The 13,798-nt window shown below is 60.0% G+C and carries 25 protein-coding genes; 15 read left to right on the top strand and 10 right to left on the bottom strand.

Features of this window, described 5'->3' with window-relative positions; translation table 11 throughout:
• Window positions 1-196 precede the first annotated feature (196 nt).
• Complete coding sequence (locus AB4Y42_RS02455; RefSeq protein ID WP_368693295.1) at window positions 197-847, top strand: hypothetical protein; 651 nt, start codon at window positions 197-199, stop codon at window positions 845-847.
• Between the two features lie 88 nt (window positions 848-935).
• Here AB4Y42_RS02455 and AB4Y42_RS02450 read toward each other — a convergent pair whose 3' ends face one another.
• Window positions 936-1,964: a tyrosine-type recombinase/integrase gene (locus AB4Y42_RS02450; protein ID WP_368693294.1), complete on the bottom strand. Its 1,029-nt coding sequence runs from the start codon at window positions 1,962-1,964 to the stop codon at window positions 936-938.
• 45 nt (window positions 1,965-2,009) lie between these two features.
• Window positions 2,010-2,246 (bottom strand): DUF4224 domain-containing protein, encoded by a 237-nt coding sequence (locus tag AB4Y42_RS02445; protein ID WP_368693293.1) that lies wholly within the window; start codon window positions 2,244-2,246, stop codon window positions 2,010-2,012.
• On the opposite strand from AB4Y42_RS02445, the gene AB4Y42_RS02440 reads away from it, so the two are divergent.
• The gene (locus tag AB4Y42_RS02440; protein WP_368693292.1) at window positions 2,246-2,563 is read left to right on the top strand and encodes a hypothetical protein; all 318 of its coding nucleotides are present in this window, start codon (window positions 2,246-2,248) and stop codon (window positions 2,561-2,563) included. The genes AB4Y42_RS02445 and AB4Y42_RS02440 overlap by 1 nt on opposite strands.
• Before the next feature lie 7 nt (window positions 2,564-2,570).
• On the opposite strand, the gene AB4Y42_RS02435 is transcribed toward AB4Y42_RS02440, so the two are convergent.
• Complete coding sequence (locus AB4Y42_RS02435) at window positions 2,571-3,092, bottom strand: hypothetical protein (protein ID WP_368693291.1); 522 nt, start codon at window positions 3,090-3,092, stop codon at window positions 2,571-2,573.
• Window positions 3,093-3,229: 137 nt separating this feature from the next.
• Here AB4Y42_RS02435 and AB4Y42_RS02430 point away from each other — a divergent pair, with 137 nt between their 5' ends.
• Window positions 3,230-3,727: a hypothetical protein gene (locus tag AB4Y42_RS02430; RefSeq protein WP_368693290.1), complete on the top strand. Its 498-nt coding sequence runs from the start codon at window positions 3,230-3,232 to the stop codon at window positions 3,725-3,727.
• Window positions 3,728-3,812: 85 nt separating this feature from the next.
• Here the strand turns inward: AB4Y42_RS02430 and AB4Y42_RS02425 are convergent, their stop codons facing one another.
• Window positions 3,813-4,718, bottom strand: coding sequence for a hypothetical protein (locus tag AB4Y42_RS02425; RefSeq protein WP_368693289.1), 906 nt, complete (start codon window positions 4,716-4,718; stop codon window positions 3,813-3,815).
• 214 nt (window positions 4,719-4,932) lie between these two features.
• On the opposite strand from AB4Y42_RS02425, the gene AB4Y42_RS02420 reads away from it, so the two are divergent.
• The gene (locus tag AB4Y42_RS02420; protein ID WP_368693288.1) at window positions 4,933-5,547 is read left to right on the top strand and encodes a hypothetical protein; all 615 of its coding nucleotides are present in this window, start codon (window positions 4,933-4,935) and stop codon (window positions 5,545-5,547) included.
• Window positions 5,548-5,668: 121 nt separating this feature from the next.
• Here the strand turns inward: AB4Y42_RS02420 and AB4Y42_RS02415 are convergent, their stop codons facing one another.
• The 5 genes from AB4Y42_RS02415 to AB4Y42_RS02395 form a co-directional block, all read right to left on the bottom strand.
• Window positions 5,669-5,902 carry a hypothetical protein gene (locus tag AB4Y42_RS02415; protein ID WP_368693287.1) on the bottom strand — a complete coding sequence of 78 codons (234 nt, stop codon included), beginning with the start codon at window positions 5,900-5,902 and terminating at the stop codon, window positions 5,669-5,671.
• A gap of 62 nt (window positions 5,903-5,964) precedes the next feature.
• Complete coding sequence (locus AB4Y42_RS02410; RefSeq protein WP_368693286.1) at window positions 5,965-6,132, bottom strand: hypothetical protein; 168 nt, start codon at window positions 6,130-6,132, stop codon at window positions 5,965-5,967.
• Between the two features lie 18 nt (window positions 6,133-6,150).
• Window positions 6,151-6,285 (bottom strand): hypothetical protein, encoded by a 135-nt coding sequence (locus AB4Y42_RS02405; protein WP_368693285.1) that lies wholly within the window; start codon window positions 6,283-6,285, stop codon window positions 6,151-6,153.
• A 781-nt stretch (window positions 6,286-7,066) separates the two neighbouring features.
• Complete coding sequence (locus AB4Y42_RS02400; protein ID WP_368693284.1) at window positions 7,067-7,813, bottom strand: DUF3800 domain-containing protein; 747 nt, start codon at window positions 7,811-7,813, stop codon at window positions 7,067-7,069.
• A gap of 75 nt (window positions 7,814-7,888) precedes the next feature.
• Window positions 7,889-8,812 carry a S24 family peptidase gene (locus tag AB4Y42_RS02395; RefSeq protein WP_368693283.1) on the bottom strand — a complete coding sequence of 308 codons (924 nt, stop codon included), beginning with the start codon at window positions 8,810-8,812 and terminating at the stop codon, window positions 7,889-7,891.
• 114 nt (window positions 8,813-8,926) lie between these two features.
• On the opposite strand from AB4Y42_RS02395, the gene AB4Y42_RS02390 reads away from it, so the two are divergent.
• Window positions 8,927-9,247: a transcriptional regulator gene (locus AB4Y42_RS02390; RefSeq protein ID WP_368693282.1), complete on the top strand. Its 321-nt coding sequence runs from the start codon at window positions 8,927-8,929 to the stop codon at window positions 9,245-9,247.
• Window positions 9,248-9,354: 107 nt separating this feature from the next.
• Here the strand turns inward: AB4Y42_RS02390 and AB4Y42_RS02385 are convergent, their stop codons facing one another.
• Complete coding sequence (locus tag AB4Y42_RS02385; RefSeq protein WP_368693281.1) at window positions 9,355-9,630, bottom strand: hypothetical protein; 276 nt, start codon at window positions 9,628-9,630, stop codon at window positions 9,355-9,357.
• A gap of 104 nt (window positions 9,631-9,734) precedes the next feature.
• Here AB4Y42_RS02385 and AB4Y42_RS02380 point away from each other — a divergent pair, with 104 nt between their 5' ends.
• The 10 genes from AB4Y42_RS02380 to AB4Y42_RS02335 all read left to right on the top strand — a co-directional run bounded on the left by AB4Y42_RS02380 (window position 9,735) and on the right by AB4Y42_RS02335 (window position 13,788).
• Window positions 9,735-9,959 (top strand): hypothetical protein, encoded by a 225-nt coding sequence (locus tag AB4Y42_RS02380; protein ID WP_368693280.1) that lies wholly within the window; start codon window positions 9,735-9,737, stop codon window positions 9,957-9,959.
• Entirely contained in the window at window positions 9,956-10,156 is a 201-nt protein-coding gene (locus tag AB4Y42_RS02375; RefSeq protein WP_368693279.1) for a hypothetical protein, read from the top strand. The genes AB4Y42_RS02380 and AB4Y42_RS02375 overlap by 4 nt, the downstream gene beginning before the upstream one ends.
• A 123-nt stretch (window positions 10,157-10,279) precedes the next feature.
• Window positions 10,280-10,588, top strand: a complete 309-nt coding sequence (locus AB4Y42_RS02370) for a hypothetical protein (RefSeq protein ID WP_368693278.1) — start codon at window positions 10,280-10,282, stop codon at window positions 10,586-10,588.
• Window positions 10,585-10,845 carry a helix-turn-helix domain-containing protein gene (locus AB4Y42_RS02365; protein ID WP_368693277.1) on the top strand — a complete coding sequence of 87 codons (261 nt, stop codon included), beginning with the start codon at window positions 10,585-10,587 and terminating at the stop codon, window positions 10,843-10,845. Before AB4Y42_RS02370 ends, AB4Y42_RS02365 begins: the two co-directional genes overlap by 4 nt.
• Entirely contained in the window at window positions 10,842-11,849 is a 1,008-nt protein-coding gene (locus tag AB4Y42_RS02360; protein ID WP_368693276.1) for a helix-turn-helix domain-containing protein, read from the top strand. The genes AB4Y42_RS02365 and AB4Y42_RS02360 overlap by 4 nt, the downstream gene beginning before the upstream one ends.
• Window positions 11,846-12,349, top strand: coding sequence for a hypothetical protein (locus AB4Y42_RS02355; RefSeq protein WP_368693275.1), 504 nt, complete (start codon window positions 11,846-11,848; stop codon window positions 12,347-12,349). Before AB4Y42_RS02360 ends, AB4Y42_RS02355 begins: the two co-directional genes overlap by 4 nt.
• Window positions 12,346-12,552, top strand: a complete 207-nt coding sequence (locus tag AB4Y42_RS02350; protein ID WP_368693274.1) for a hypothetical protein — start codon at window positions 12,346-12,348, stop codon at window positions 12,550-12,552. The genes AB4Y42_RS02355 and AB4Y42_RS02350 overlap by 4 nt, the downstream gene beginning before the upstream one ends.
• Complete coding sequence (locus tag AB4Y42_RS02345; RefSeq protein ID WP_368693273.1) at window positions 12,549-13,019, top strand: DUF1064 domain-containing protein; 471 nt, start codon at window positions 12,549-12,551, stop codon at window positions 13,017-13,019. Before AB4Y42_RS02350 ends, AB4Y42_RS02345 begins: the two co-directional genes overlap by 4 nt.
• A complete protein-coding gene (locus AB4Y42_RS02340) occupies window positions 13,016-13,420 on the top strand; it encodes a hypothetical protein (RefSeq protein ID WP_368693272.1) in 405 nt (134 codons plus the stop codon). The genes AB4Y42_RS02345 and AB4Y42_RS02340 overlap by 4 nt, the downstream gene beginning before the upstream one ends.
• Window positions 13,417-13,788: a DUF4406 domain-containing protein gene (locus AB4Y42_RS02335; protein ID WP_368693271.1), complete on the top strand. Its 372-nt coding sequence runs from the start codon at window positions 13,417-13,419 to the stop codon at window positions 13,786-13,788. The genes AB4Y42_RS02340 and AB4Y42_RS02335 overlap by 4 nt, the downstream gene beginning before the upstream one ends.
• The last annotated feature ends 10 nt before the right edge of the window (window positions 13,789-13,798 follow it).

Raw genomic sequence — 13,798 nt, 5'->3', positions numbered from 1 at the left:
TTTCAGCGATTTTGAAGCCCCAAGATTTTTTCCGCAAAAAGCAGAGTTTTCCGCAATTTTGACGCGGTGGCACAAAAAGGTGGTGCGCTCTTCGGTTCCAGGCATTGAATCGCCAATGTATTAGAACAACCAACCGAGAAACGAACAGCCCAAAAATCATGGATGACACCCCGGACAAACTGCGCCGCAACGTGGTTTGCTCTCGGCCGCGATCCTCGCCATTACCCTGTTTCACTTGTCGTTTAAGCCGACCGGCACGCTGCTTGGCTTTGCCGAGGTCGGAAACGTAACCCCACTGAAGGTATGGCTCACTCTCTCGGCAGTGTTGGCCTACATGTTCCTGCGATACTGGTTCCACGACGATACCGACCGCGACCTGAGCGCCCTCAACGAACATTTCCAAAGCCTGCGTTACGCGGCGATCCGTCAGTGGCTTTCGCGCGATGCACGCGCTTACCTCCTGATGCGCCGTGATCGGCCACGTCTCGTCGATGGCTTTGCAATGCGGGAAAGTGAAAGGTTTGCCGAGGCGTGCAAGCAATTCGGGCGTCCCATTTTTGTGGACATAGAGAGCAGTATTTCGCAGGACGCTGACCAGCCTTGGATGGGAACGGTCAAGTTCATCGGGGATGTCAATTGGCAAGGAGGGTTTCAGCAAAGCACAGGCGGCCACATGCCATTTAAGTACCGCTTTTCACGCCGTGCCGTGCTCTATATTGCTGTGGCGACGGCCCTGCGCACGGCGACGTACTCGAAAAGCGCGGTCGACCTGCTGGTCCCTCTCGGATTAAGTTTTGTTGCGGCCTGCATGTGCATCTCGCAGTTGGTGCGAGCAATACTCGCGTGACACAGTATGGAAGTCTGTCCCCAAGCCTTCCTTCACGGCCTGCGACAGTCTCAAGCCAACAAACCGCTTAACTCTTTCCCCCCGAGCCTCATCGAGTTGGGCCGACCTTTTCTCCGCGGCGCTTTCGCACGTAGTGCTCTGTCATCGTCAGCGACTTGTGGCCGAGTTGCCGCTGCGCCTGGCGGATGTCACCCGAAGAATCCGTCTTGTCCGTGCCGGCCTTCGCGCGCAGGTCACGGAACTGGAAATCGCCGACCGGGACGCCCGCTCGAGCACGTGCCGCGCTGAAGCGCTTCTGCAGGGCGCCTAGCGTCATGCGCTCGCCTTTCTCGTTGATCACGAGAGCAGTGCTCACCACCTTGAGTCCGACCTTCCGCGCGCGGATGCGGTCGATGACCCCCTGCAGTTCACCCACCACCTCGATACGCAGCTTCTGCCCGGTCTTGCCCTGGCCGATGGCGATGAAGCCATCGCGTATGTCCCTCTCGTCGTAGCTGAGCGTGTCCTGCGGCCGCTGACCGGCCAGGTAGGCCAGATCCATTGCATCGCGCGTCGGCTGATCTGCGCAGGCATACACGCGCTGGAACACGTCGTCCTCGACATACACGTCGCGGCCGCTCTCTGAATTCTTGCGCACGCCCGCGCACGGGTTCGGCGCGCTCGTCAGCCCAATCTCCCGAGCGTGATTGAAGATATGGCTGAACAGCGCGATTTCTCGGTTTGCGCGCACGTGCCCGGCGTTCTGCGGCACTGGCTGCCCTTTCTTCTTGAACCAGTCGACAGCGACCTCATGGCGCCAGCGCATGTACTGCTTCACGTGCTGTGGCTCGATGTCCTCGAGCGGCGCGGAGTCAACGAAGACCTTGCGAAGGAACGCGAGTTCCTTTTCGTTATCGATCTGCGTGCGCGGCGCTTTCAGCGGGAACACATCACGCAAATACGCAGTCACTGCGGCGCCGAAAGTTGCCACCGCCTCGCGCGGTGTCTGGTCCTGCTCGATCTCGGCCCACCGGCCCACGGCCTTCACGTATTCCGTGCCAAGCGACTCTTCACGCCGAGGCTTGCCGCCCCAGTCGTAGAAGTAATATGTAACCTTGCCGCGCCGCCGCGCGCGCATGCGCCGCGGCAGGTGGAGATTCACGGTTGGTGTTCTGCCCATTCATCACCCCGATACTGCAAAGTTTGGCTGCCACTTCTGGCGTGGCTGTTCGGTCGCGCGTTGTCCCTCGATCGCGGCCCGCGCGATGATCGGCCGCCCGCGCGCATTCGTCCAGAACGGGATGCCCGAGGTTCGCAGCCATGCGACTTGGAGCTGCTCGCGCGTCTTGCCGGCGCGCCCGGCGCGAACGCCGGTAAGCTCGCAAACCTCTTCCAGCGTCAGGAACGTCGATCCGGTCATTGATTTTCCTCCTGCTGGTTCCCGGCTATGGGAGTGCGGTTACCTTCGGCGCGCATAGCGACATTAAGTTTTCGCTTCACATGCCGATATGTATCGGGATGAATACAACAATTTCCCACGCGCAAGCAGAAGCCATCCTTGACGCCGCAAAGAAGCTTTTTGATCTCATCGTGCAAGCAAAACACATCGACGCGGGCTCGCCTGACGGGATCGAACTCCATAGCGAGATTGTGTACGGAGCGCTCTGGCGCGCCGCGCCGAGCGCAGCCATGGAATCGTTGTACGACCGTTTGCCCAAGCTCGAAGCCGGGCACTGAAAGCGGTCTACGGATGCGCACCATTCTGCGCATCCGCGCTGCCTGCTCTGTCGATCCGTTCGATCTCGGCGATGATCAGCGCGCCGGCTTTCACGAGGTCGCGCCGCCACGACGTCGGCTTCCACCATGCGTGATTCCAGTCGCCAGGCTGGGGAGGTGAATCGCGTCGTGCCCAGCGATGCGCGAGCGCGTAGCAGGCGCCGGCAGACGCCAGTTGTCCGAGATCATGGTGATCGTCATGGATCGGCGTCCAACCTTCGACCGTCACTTGCCGCGCGCGCTCGGCGTGCACGTCACGCTCTGCGTCGCTCATCCTTTGCACAGGTTTATCCGCGGTTTCTGTGGATAACTGCGCACTCTCCCCGAAACATATTTTGATTGGTACTGCCGCATCGGAAGTCGCGAGAGCGGCGAGGATAGAGCGCGCATCAGCCGGTTCGATGATGCGAATGTCGCCCCAGCCTTCCGGCTTCTCAGAAAGCTCGCGCAGCTTCGTCAGGAGCTTGTCGCTCAGTTGTTTCGTAGCCATCGTTTCCTCGATTCGTTATTCAGTTGCTGAGGCACAGCGTTGTGTGCGGTCGACCTCGTTGTAGCGATCGGTCGGCATGCTAGGATTCTGCGAAGGTGGGAAAAGGAAAATTGCGAGCTGCTCGAGAGGAGACCGAGATGGCTACCGTGACGCAGGACACGCACCGCGAACTGCTTCTGGAATTGATCCAGACGCTGGAGACCGAGGAACTCAGATATTACGAGCGCACGTCCAGTGCAAATTATTGGGCGTGGCACATATTCGTACTCCTCGCGCTCATGGCGTCCCTTCTGTCCGCTGCCTGCGTCAGTCTCCTCCCAAGTGAAAGCTTCCAGTCCTACGGAAAGGCTTTGGCCGCAGGACTTTCGCTTCTGAGCGCTTTTTCCACTGGTGTGCTCACCGCCTTCAAATTCAAAGAGAAAGAAGCTCTCCGTGAAGAGGGGAGAATTGAGCTCGTCGACATGATTTATCGAGCTAAATCGGGGCTGATTGATTGCGATACTGAAGAGCAATGTTGCGTTCTTTGCGATAGGGTGAGGGAAGAGTTCACACGCTTCTCTCTTAAGCAGCATCGAGGGGACACGGCGCTTCGGAGCGACGAAGCCACCTGGCAACGCACGGGCCGTCGGAAATAGCGGCGAGTGTCGTTGCAGATTTAATGCGGCGGCCCTGCGACAAAGCGTTTGGATTGTGCTTGCGGGTTCGATCGGCATGCTCATCTCACGATTGAATGGTTTCGGGTTCCAAGCGCTTTCGGACGGCCGCGGCTCGCGCTTGGGAGCAGCCGAGAAACTTGCGGATCTCAGTCACCGTTGCCCGCAACTGGCCGGCTGCTACTGCGGTCATGACTCGCGTCACGTCGTCGTGCTGCTCGACTACTGGCAGGCGCAGCACCGGGGCGGACTCGACCGCGACCGGCTCCACGACTGGCGCGGCGGCGTTACTTTCGGGCGTGACTTGCGTTACTGCGACTGCGTGACTGCCTTGTGTGGCGGGCGTTACCGCGATTTCAGTCACGGCAGCCGGGCGCAGCGCGAGTAGCCAGCAGAAGCAGGCGACGGCTTCGAGCACGGCGGCAAAGGCGAGGCCGGTCACGAGTTCGGCGCGCGGTGCGGCCACACCGAAGGCGGTGAGGGCGCCGGTCACCGGATCAGCCAGGGCGGCTGCGCGCGCTGCGCTGGCTCGGTCCTGTGCCGCCTCGGCGCGGAGCGCTTCGGCCTTCTCGACGTCGAGCGCCTCGACGCGCGCGGAGAGGGCGGTGCGGTCGGCGCGGAGGCTCGGGCACGGATCGACGCAGCGGCGCGCCGTGGCGCGGGCGAGTCGCGTTACTGCGTCAGCCCGGTCACGTGCAATCAAGCTCAAGTCACGACTATGGGCAGTCACGACCGGCACCGCAGCGGCGCGCAACTCGCCTGCATGCTTCTGCGCCATCAGGAAAAAAACGGCGTGCCCGTAGCAGGTCGCAGCGATGCAGCCGATCCAGAGCAGGGCGCCGACGGCGCGCACGCGGCAACCGTGCGGCCGGCAGAGCGCGGGTAGCAGGTGCGCGGCGACGACGAGCACGACGCCGACGGCGATCCACAGCACGCGCTCGGCGAGGAACCCGCCACGCTGCCATCCAGCCATGATCGAGAGGCACGCTGCAGTCACGGTAGCCGCGACTGCAAGTAATACGGGGTAAGTGCGCATGGCCGTGGCAGTCACACCGGGAAAGCGCCGTGCGCCCAACGGTCAAATCGGCAATTGACACGCTGCTTGCCAGATTTGAAGGACTGCGCGCCGTATTTCTCACCGCTTTTGGCCATGCTACGATCTCGCAAAAAATTGACCATCTCTAACTGTGAAATCTGCAATTGATTGGGCTCACGCCTTTCTTCTTGGTGCTATTGCGCTGTGCTTCTCATTGGCACTTGTCGCACTCACCGTCCACGCATGGCGATGGGACTCAAGCGCCGTTGCCGCCTGGGTTCAGGCCATCGGATCGATTGGGGCAATTGCCGGCGCGTTTCTGGTTGGCCAGCGTCAGTCCGAATCGGTTCGGCTCCAAGCGCTCGAAAGCGAAGAGCGCGAGAAAGCGCAGAAGACTGATGCAATTAGTGCGGTCGTGTTGCATGCGATCGGTCAGGCAAATGCAACTGCGCAGAGCTTTAGTCTGATGCGGACGGACGTTCTTAAGCGATTCCTTGAGCAGCCGGTCTACTCGCTTAGCGAGGCTGCGGGCGCGTTGCTCAACATCCCACTTCACGAGGTTGGTCCGAGTGAAGCAGTAACACAATTTGCATCTCTGCAGGTTGTCCTCAATCGCATGAGTGCCGCAGTCGAAGAGTTCAAGAATATGACTGACGATGCGGCGACGTTGGCTCATCCGGAAAAGATGCGTGACCTCGGTTTGGCGGCCGCAATGGGCCAATTTCACGCGGCAAAATTCGCTGAAGCGGTCGCCGCAAAGCGCTAACCTATGTTGGTGGTTCGCTGTACGCATCGATTTATCCCGCATCTCAAAAAAGGACCGACCCATACGGGCGCCGGCCAAACACGCCACAACGCAGGAGCCTCCCTGCGCCATGGAAACTGTTCTATGCGGCTGCGAGGCCGTCGTAATTGCGGTCGGCGAAGTCGGGATCGCCGGGGTATCGCTGCGTGCCGTCCGCGCGGCTCCAGCAGAACAGCGAGCCTTGCCGATGCGGGAACCAGTAGCCCGCGCACGAGCACGTCATGCGCGTTGTGTTGCGTCGATTCATCCAGCGGTCGACGCGGTAATCGCGCTTTCCGCAGACACCGCACGCGGGCACGCGCAGGTATTCGGACAACTTTCGCTTCAGGCAGCGGCGCGTCGAGCAGTGGCGGCAGCGGACATGGCAGCGCATCGTGCTCACTCCCATGCGCGCGGGTATGGCTCCGCGTCGTAGACGATTTCCGGGTCGACGTAGCGCAGCGACTTGCGCTCGCGCTTCAGGAGCTTCGCCACGCCGATTGCGACGCCAGCGCCAACGACAAAGCTAATAAGGACTGCGATGCAAATTGCTTCTACCGTATCCATGGGTGAGCCTTTTCGGGATCAGGTGCACTTACGCACGTGGCAAACGACGAGCGGATCCGGACTGTGATTGTCGAGCATCGCCTGAAGTGAAAGCAGGGCGATCACGGCAACGCCGGCGACTGAGATGCGCAGGATGAGCTTGAGCGTTTCCATCACAGCCATCCGCTAGCGCGCACGAGCACGACGCCGTACCAGAACAAACCGATAGCGCCACCCGTTGCGACTACTTTGCAACTGAGCAGGAGGCGTCCCGAGAAGTCATGGCATGCGAGCAGGAGCGCGTTGTCACACGCAGCGCGGCTCACTTCATGCCTCGCGTGAAGAAGGCCACCTCGTCGCGCGTACGCGTCTTGGCGGTGTGCTGCTGTTGATTGGACGCCATCTCAGCTCTCCAGACCACGCGGCGCGACGAGCTTGCCACTCGCAAAAGCCGCATAGATACGTGCCCGAGGGCACAGAGCGAGATCTCTGAGGGTGAGGACTACTACGGAAGGGCCAACGTGCGCGACGAAGCGGCAATGTCCATCGAGGGACTTGGCAGCGGCACGACGAAGGGCTTTACGAGCATTCATCTCTCACTCCAGCGATCAAGCGGGACTTGGTGAGAGGTGGGCTAAGTACAGAGCACTGCGCGGCAATGCTCTCCGCTTAACCCACTTCAGACGCTGGGCGCTCGGTGGTGAGCGCTTGAGAGAAGTATAGAAAAGATTGACCTAGATAGTCAAGAAAATCTATACTTTGAATTTGTAACACCGCCCAGATGTGGAAAAGCCCGCAACTGGCGGCCTTTCTAGGAGGCTGCTTCGTGCCTGGATGTTAAGCAACCTAAACTTCGGCCTTGCGGTGGTATCCGTATATGAATAGAATACTGAACAAGGGCTGGGGATTCTCGGCCGGCGGGGGCTTCCGGCGCTATGTCGGAGGCCTTTGCTTTTTATGCCGGAAAAACTTTAAGCCCCCATCCTGCGGCATATCCGCGGACTCTCACCAACTTCCCTTGCAGCAATTCAAACGCCCTGTTTTGTTGGTCTGGGCGAATCACCGACATCCCTACTGGGCGAGCCACAAGGTCTGCTAGCTGCAAGCCAGATGAGTTGGATTGCTTATTAGCAAATACGATGTCGAAGGCGAACTTTTCGTGGTTGTAGTTTCCGCCATCGCAAATCCGACGGAACTCTAGTTCAAGTTCGTCATCCTCATTTCGACCGCGCTGTTCTACGATTAGATGTACCTTGGGGTGGGGCTGCTGCCTCCAATCTCCCTGCTGCCGAAGGTATGCACAAACACGTTCCAGCCCATATTGGAGCGCTAAAAAATAAGGATTGGCCGGATCTTTATAGCGTGCCTGGAGCCGGTCTTTCCTGATCACGGTTGCTACAAGCGCGAATGGTGCTGCCTCCATGATCGCGGACAGCTCTCCCAGAAAGTTAGATTTCAACTCCCGTGTTTTCAGGAACGAAAATGGCCCGAGGTCCCGCCGTATCTCCCGCTCGTGGAGAATTACCTGGTCGTGTCCAAAGTGCTTGAATTTGAAGCCCTGGATGGCAGGAACAATTTCCCTAAGGTACTGATCCTTACGGACAATCAAAAACGCCAAGACAAGGAGAGGGAAGTCAGGATCGATGCGGCCCATCGACGGGCTACCACTCTCATCAACGAAAACGAGATAGTCACTGAACATTTGGTTGTCTAATTGCCCGAAAGGACGTCAGCGACAATCGACTCCAACTCGTTATCGCAACGCCCCTAACGGATCTCAATCTGGGCGCCATTTGGATGGCTTTGCAATGCCGCCGACATAGTGCATTTTCTCAATTTCCTCGACGGGGATTGAGATCCTGCCGTGCGACGCATTGACTGAAGCCAGATGGCATCGGCCGCCGGCCTTATAGAGGAATTCTTTGACCATGACGCGTCCGTCGATCGATCGGACCATCACTTCGTCGCCGGGCTGCACGGGGTGATTGGGCTCGACGATTACATACTCGCCAGGTCGAATACGCGGCAGCATGGATTCGCCTTCGCACTGTAACGCGTAAGCGTCGGGGTCGGACGTTGGCCAGTCCACATAGCCATCACCATGCCCAACGGCGTACTCGATGTCCGCCCAGAATCCATTGTCCCCAAGTTGCGCCATGCCCACCACTGCCAGTCCTCGCCACTTACCGACAGGCTTTGGTCGATATTCGTGGCTATATGCCGCAAGCGCTCGCGGATCTTCGTCGGGCCCTGGGCTTTGTTCTTCAGGATGATGCGTGAGGGCTTTCTTCTCCCCGATGCCTGCGAGAATCCAGGCCACGCTGTAACCGAATTCGTTCTGGATGGACACTGCGTCTTCGACGCTTGCGCCGCCGTTCTGGAGCCAGCCGTCCACGCGTTCTGCGGGAACCTTGAGCCGCTCGGCAAAAGCGCGCGTATCCAAACCACACTCTTGAAGCATCTCCTCGAGGCGCTGGCGGATCGGCTTGCCGACCGTCATCCCCGATGCCGGCATCGCGCGCTCGGTGTCCGGGAGCGGCATGTTCGACAGCGCTGCTATCTCTTGGATCTGAGCATAGCTCGGCTCGTGCCGGCCATTTTCCCAAGCAGACACGTTTCCCTTAGTCACTCCCAGCCTTTCCCCCAGCTGCTCCTGTGTTAGAGCGGCCTTCTTTCGGGCGGCGCGGATCCAGAGTTTCATTTCCATGCGCGGAGGGTATAGGAAATCTAAACGGCCTGTATCTAGATTTTCTTGACTTTTTGGGTCTAGAGAATCTAGACTTGTCGGGACCGCAACCATTTAGCGACCCTCCTGATGAGCAAACACCCGATCGAGACCGCCGCAGCCAGCGTTGGCAGCTACCGCGCGCTGGCGGAAATCCTCGGCGTCACGAAGGGCGCCGTTCATCAATGGATGCAGGCAGGGCGTCGCGTGCCGATCGAGCATTGTGCCGCGATCGAGGCCGCTACGGGCGGATTGGTGACGCGTCAGATGCTTCGTCCCGACGATTGGAAATCGATTTGGCCCGAGCTGGTCGAGCCGAGCGCCCCCGATGCATCTGATGACGTACAACCGCCGGTCGGCGGGATGAACAAGGGTTCGAAGCTGGCGCGTGTAGCCGCAGGAGGCGTCTGAGATGAAGCGGTTGTATGCAAGGTTTGTGCTTTGGCTGATCAAGCCCGCGCTGCTTGAGCGCGAGCCTGACATGGTCAGAGCGGCAGTGAAAGAAACGGCCTCGAGGTTCAGGCTAGCTGACTCGCCAGAGACCCTGGCTTTTGCTCTGGGGCGTTTTCCGGATTCAAGGCAGCCTGAAGAATGTCGATCGCGCGCTGAATCGATTCCCGGTGAAGATCCACGAGGTTCATACCCTCTCGTCCCTTGAGTTGAACATGGACGGTAACCGCCTCGGTGGTTTTCAGGGTGAACGTGCGGTCCAGCCAAATTCCGCCCCGTTCCGATGCCAGGTCGATCTTGTAGTCGTAGCCCTTTGTTGCAAAGTCTTTTGAGTAAATGGTCATGAGCGCCTCGATCGTTGTGAGGTTGAGCGTGTGGGAACCCAATTCTGACACGGTTGAAGGCGCTCACCAGATTCGTTGTATCAACATCAAAAAGCGAGGAAGTCATGTCACGTCGCACGGAGTACCGCAATGAAGTCAAGACGCGGTTGTCGGACCGCGCGTACGAGGGAATGCAGGCATTCAAGGCGTTGCACGGGATCGAAAGCGATTCGGCTGCATTGGCTCGCATCACAGACCTTTTGTTGTTTGGCACGGTTGGCAATTTGCCAGCGAACCTGCTCGAGCGCAGTGCCGTTTCGGCCCAAAGCGGGACGATGGTGGCCGCATGACGGATCGCAAGACCAGCCTTTTTGTAGAGCTTCCGGCTCCGGAGGCGGCTGATCTGGCGGTGCGTGCAGCAGTTGAAGGCGTTTCGACGCCCGAATTGCTTGGTTATCACGTGCTGAAGGGCGCTTACGGTGCACTTCACCCCCTCGTTGTTGCGTTCGAATCGCGGCCCAAAAAGGGACAGGCAGGGAAAGGATAGGCCGCTGCTGGCGGCCGGCATCACTGGGATCGAAACTGATCCGCAACAAGAGACGGTTGGCACTCCAGCCTTTTCCTGTTTCAGATTAGTAGTCCTTAGCGGCCATATCCGCAGGAGATCTCAATGCAGAACGAAGCCTACAGCCCGCGATCGGGCCGCCGCGTCGCCGAGACGCAGAGCAGCGCTTACCACGCGATGAGCGCAAAGACCTTGAGCACGAAACAGCGCATGGTTCTCGACGCGCTCGAGCTTCGCGCGCCGCTGACGCGCGAGGACATCGCTGCAATCACGAACATGAAACTGTCGAGCGTCTGCGGTCGCGTGCGCGAGCTGCTCGACGCTGGCCGTTTGCACGTTGTTGGCAGCCGCAAGGATCTTGCGACGCAGACCAGCCAGCAGCTTCTTGGCCTTGAGCCGAAGGCGGCTGCGTGAGCTTCCATCTCGTCAATCTCGCTTGGCAGAAAGACCTCTCGCACGCGCCGAAGATCGTCCTGCTGGCGCTGGCTGACTTCGCCCAGCAATCGACTGGCGAGTGCTTTCCGTCCATCCGCGTGCTGTCGGCGAGGTGCGGCCTCTCCGAGTCCGCTGTGCGCTCCCAGATCGCGTTGCTGGAGCGCGCCGGGTTGCTCGACATCGAGAAGCAGCCGGGTCGCACCTTGTACCGCGTAAAGCTCGGGGCTGCTGCATGAGCATCAAGGTCATGGACAAGGTGTGGGACCGGTATCCCGAGGGCGGCGGCGAGCTCAATCTCGCGCTCAAGCTGGCCGACTACGCGGACGACGACGGCACCCACATCTTCCCGAGCATCGAGACGATGGCGGCCAAGACGCGTCAGTCTGAGCGCGCGGTGCAGTACCAGATCAAGCGCATGGTCAAGCGCGGCTGGCTGATCCTCGTTGCGAACGAGGGCGGTGGCCGCGGCCGAGCGCGCGAATACCGCATCAGCCCTGAATGGCTAAAGGGTGCAGACCTTGCACCCATTTCTGTTGGCCCAAAGGGTGAAGAATCTGCACCGAATGGAAAGGGTGCAAACGGCGACGCAAAGGGTGCAATTGGCGACGTAAAGGGTGCAAACGAGAGCGCTAAAGGGTGCAAAGCTTTTGCACCCGACTCGTCAGGAACCACCACTGAACCGTCAGAGAACCGTCAAGGCGCGCGGCAAGCGCCGCGAATTGCGTTGCATGTCGAACTTCGAGCGCTCGAACTTCCCGACTGGCTGCCAGCAGAAGCGTGGCTCGACTGGTGCGAGCACCGCGAAGCCAAGGAGCGGAAATCGGACATCCCTTGGACTCGTCCTGCCGCGAAGGTCACGCTTAAGAAACTCGCGAAGATCCGCGACGGTGGCCGCGACGTGGTCACGGCAATCGAGGAGTCGGTGTTTCGCGGCTGGACCGGCATCTGGGAAGCGAAGGACGAGACGACAGGCGACGCGGCAACGGGCGGCGCTCCGGATGGCTGGTGGGCTGACGAAGCTGGTTGGCGCGAGCAGGGCAAGCGTCTCGGCATCGATCCATCGCGTTTCCAGTACTTCGAGCAGTTCAAGGCGAAGGTGTGCAAGTCACTCGGCCCGGGCGCATGGATGGAGTACCTCCTTGCCGCGGTTAGCCGCGAGAGCGAAGCGCGCGGCGAGGCCCTGTACGCCTACTTCAACGACATTCCGCGCGATCAGGTCGCGCAAAGAGAGGCAGCGTGAGCGTGATTCCGGAACAGCTCGAGGCAGCGTCGTTCGCTAAGGAGTCCGTCGACCAGTGGTCGTGGACGCCCGAGGAACTCGCCCCCTTCAACGCAAAGCTCGATAAGCGCTTCGGCGAAGTCGATCTCTGTGATCAAGCGCTCGCTTTCGCGCTTTGGAAAACCGGCCATCCGATCCAGTACCGCGACGCCGACGGAATCTGGCACACGATGAAGCAGCCGCTTTGGGGTGCGTTGGCGGTTTATCGGCTGCTGGCCAAGGCCGAAGCGATGGCGATGCCGTCAATCGACTGGAGTGCGGTCTCGCCGCGCCTGAAATGGCTCACGCAGGATCTGAGCGGCGTGATGATCCTCTTCGAGAAGAAGCCGTACGCGAACACCCACAACGGCAGCTGGACGACGGGCTGCGTCGGCCACCTCACGCATGCGGACAACTTCGCATCGGCAAAGCAGGGCCGCGGCCATTGGCGCGATCTGATCGTGGAGCGGCCCGCGCAATGAAGGCGACGATCACAGCAAAGGGAACGCTCGTCGTTGAGCCAGAGAACGAGCTCGAGGCATACGCGCTCGGCAAATGGTCTTCGGCGAACCTCACCGATTGGTACTCAGCTATCCCCCAAGGCCAGTTGAACATCATGGTGAATTGTGAGCGTTGGCCTGCAGCGCTGGAGCCGGTTCGCGCTGTTGGAGCGTTCAAGCCATGAGCACCCGCAGCAAGGTCTCGACCGCACTCCGCTATCCCGAGGGAACGACTCGCGTCGGCACGGCGCGCGTGCGCGAAATGCGGCTCGCCCGTCCGGCGCGCCCGGCCACGATGAAGGCGCCGGCCGCGCCGCGCGCATCGAAGTATGGCAACGCCAAGATCGAGCACAACGGCATCAAATTCGACAGCAAGCGCGAATGGAAGCGCTATCTCGAGCTCGTCGCGATGCAAGAGCGCGGTGAGATCAGTGAGCTCGAGCGGCAAGTGGTGTTCGTGCTGGCGGGCCCAGTGGTGATCGCCGGTCGCAAGCGCCCGGCATTGCGCTATATCGCCGACTTTGTCTACGAGCGCGCCGGCGAGGAACGCCAGATCGTGGAAGACGTGAAGGGTCATGTGACGGCGGAATACCGCATCAAGCGCCACCTCATGAAGCACGTGCACGGCATCGACATCGTGGAGATCAGGTGAGCACGCTTCGAATGACGGTTGCGGAATTCGCCAAGTTCGTGGGAGCGAACGAGCCAATCTCGCCGAATCGAATGGTCGATATAAGCGGCTACATACGGCAGGACATCGATCGTTACGTCCGACGTGCTCGTGATGAAAAGCTGATCTTCGTCTCGGGATATGGCCCAAGTCCGGTTAGAAAGGGGCGCCGCGTGAAGCTCTATTCATGCGGTGTCGGGCCTGACGTAGTTGCCCCTCCAATCGCGAAGAAAAAGAAGGTCAGAAAGCGCACTGGAACGCGTACATCACAGATTGCAGTCAGAGCGTCCGAAGAAAGAAAGCTGCGCAGAAAACGGGAACTGAACTTCATCCCTAAGCGCGATCCCCTCACCGAAGCATTTTTTGGCCCTGCCCCGACATGAAGCTTTACATCGCTGGCCCGATGACCGGTTACGCCGAACTCAACTTCCCGGCATTCCACGCTGAAGCGGCGCGCCTGCGCGCGCTGGGCTTCGAGGTCGTCAATCCCGCTGAGCTGAACACTGGCAGTGATGGCGACTGGCTTACCTGCATGCGCGTAGACATCGCCGCAATGATGACCGAGAAGTGTGATGGCGTCGCCCTGCTGCCTGGTTGGGAGAACTCACGCGGCGCGCCGATCGAGCACAACCTCGCGCGCGACCTCGGCCTGCGTGTATTTCAGGCCGGTCACCTGATTGGGCTGGCGGGCGATCTGCCGGTCATTTCGCAAGCGGCGGTCGTCGCGCAGCTGGACGTGGAGGCGTCTTGAAGCGTTCGGC

This window comes from Paraburkholderia sp. EG286B, assembly GCF_040965655.1.
GTDB lineage: Bacteria > Pseudomonadota > Gammaproteobacteria > Burkholderiales > Burkholderiaceae > Paraburkholderia.
The sequence above is the reverse complement of the archived record's forward strand: the minus strand, read 5'-3'. Positions and strand labels throughout refer to the sequence as shown.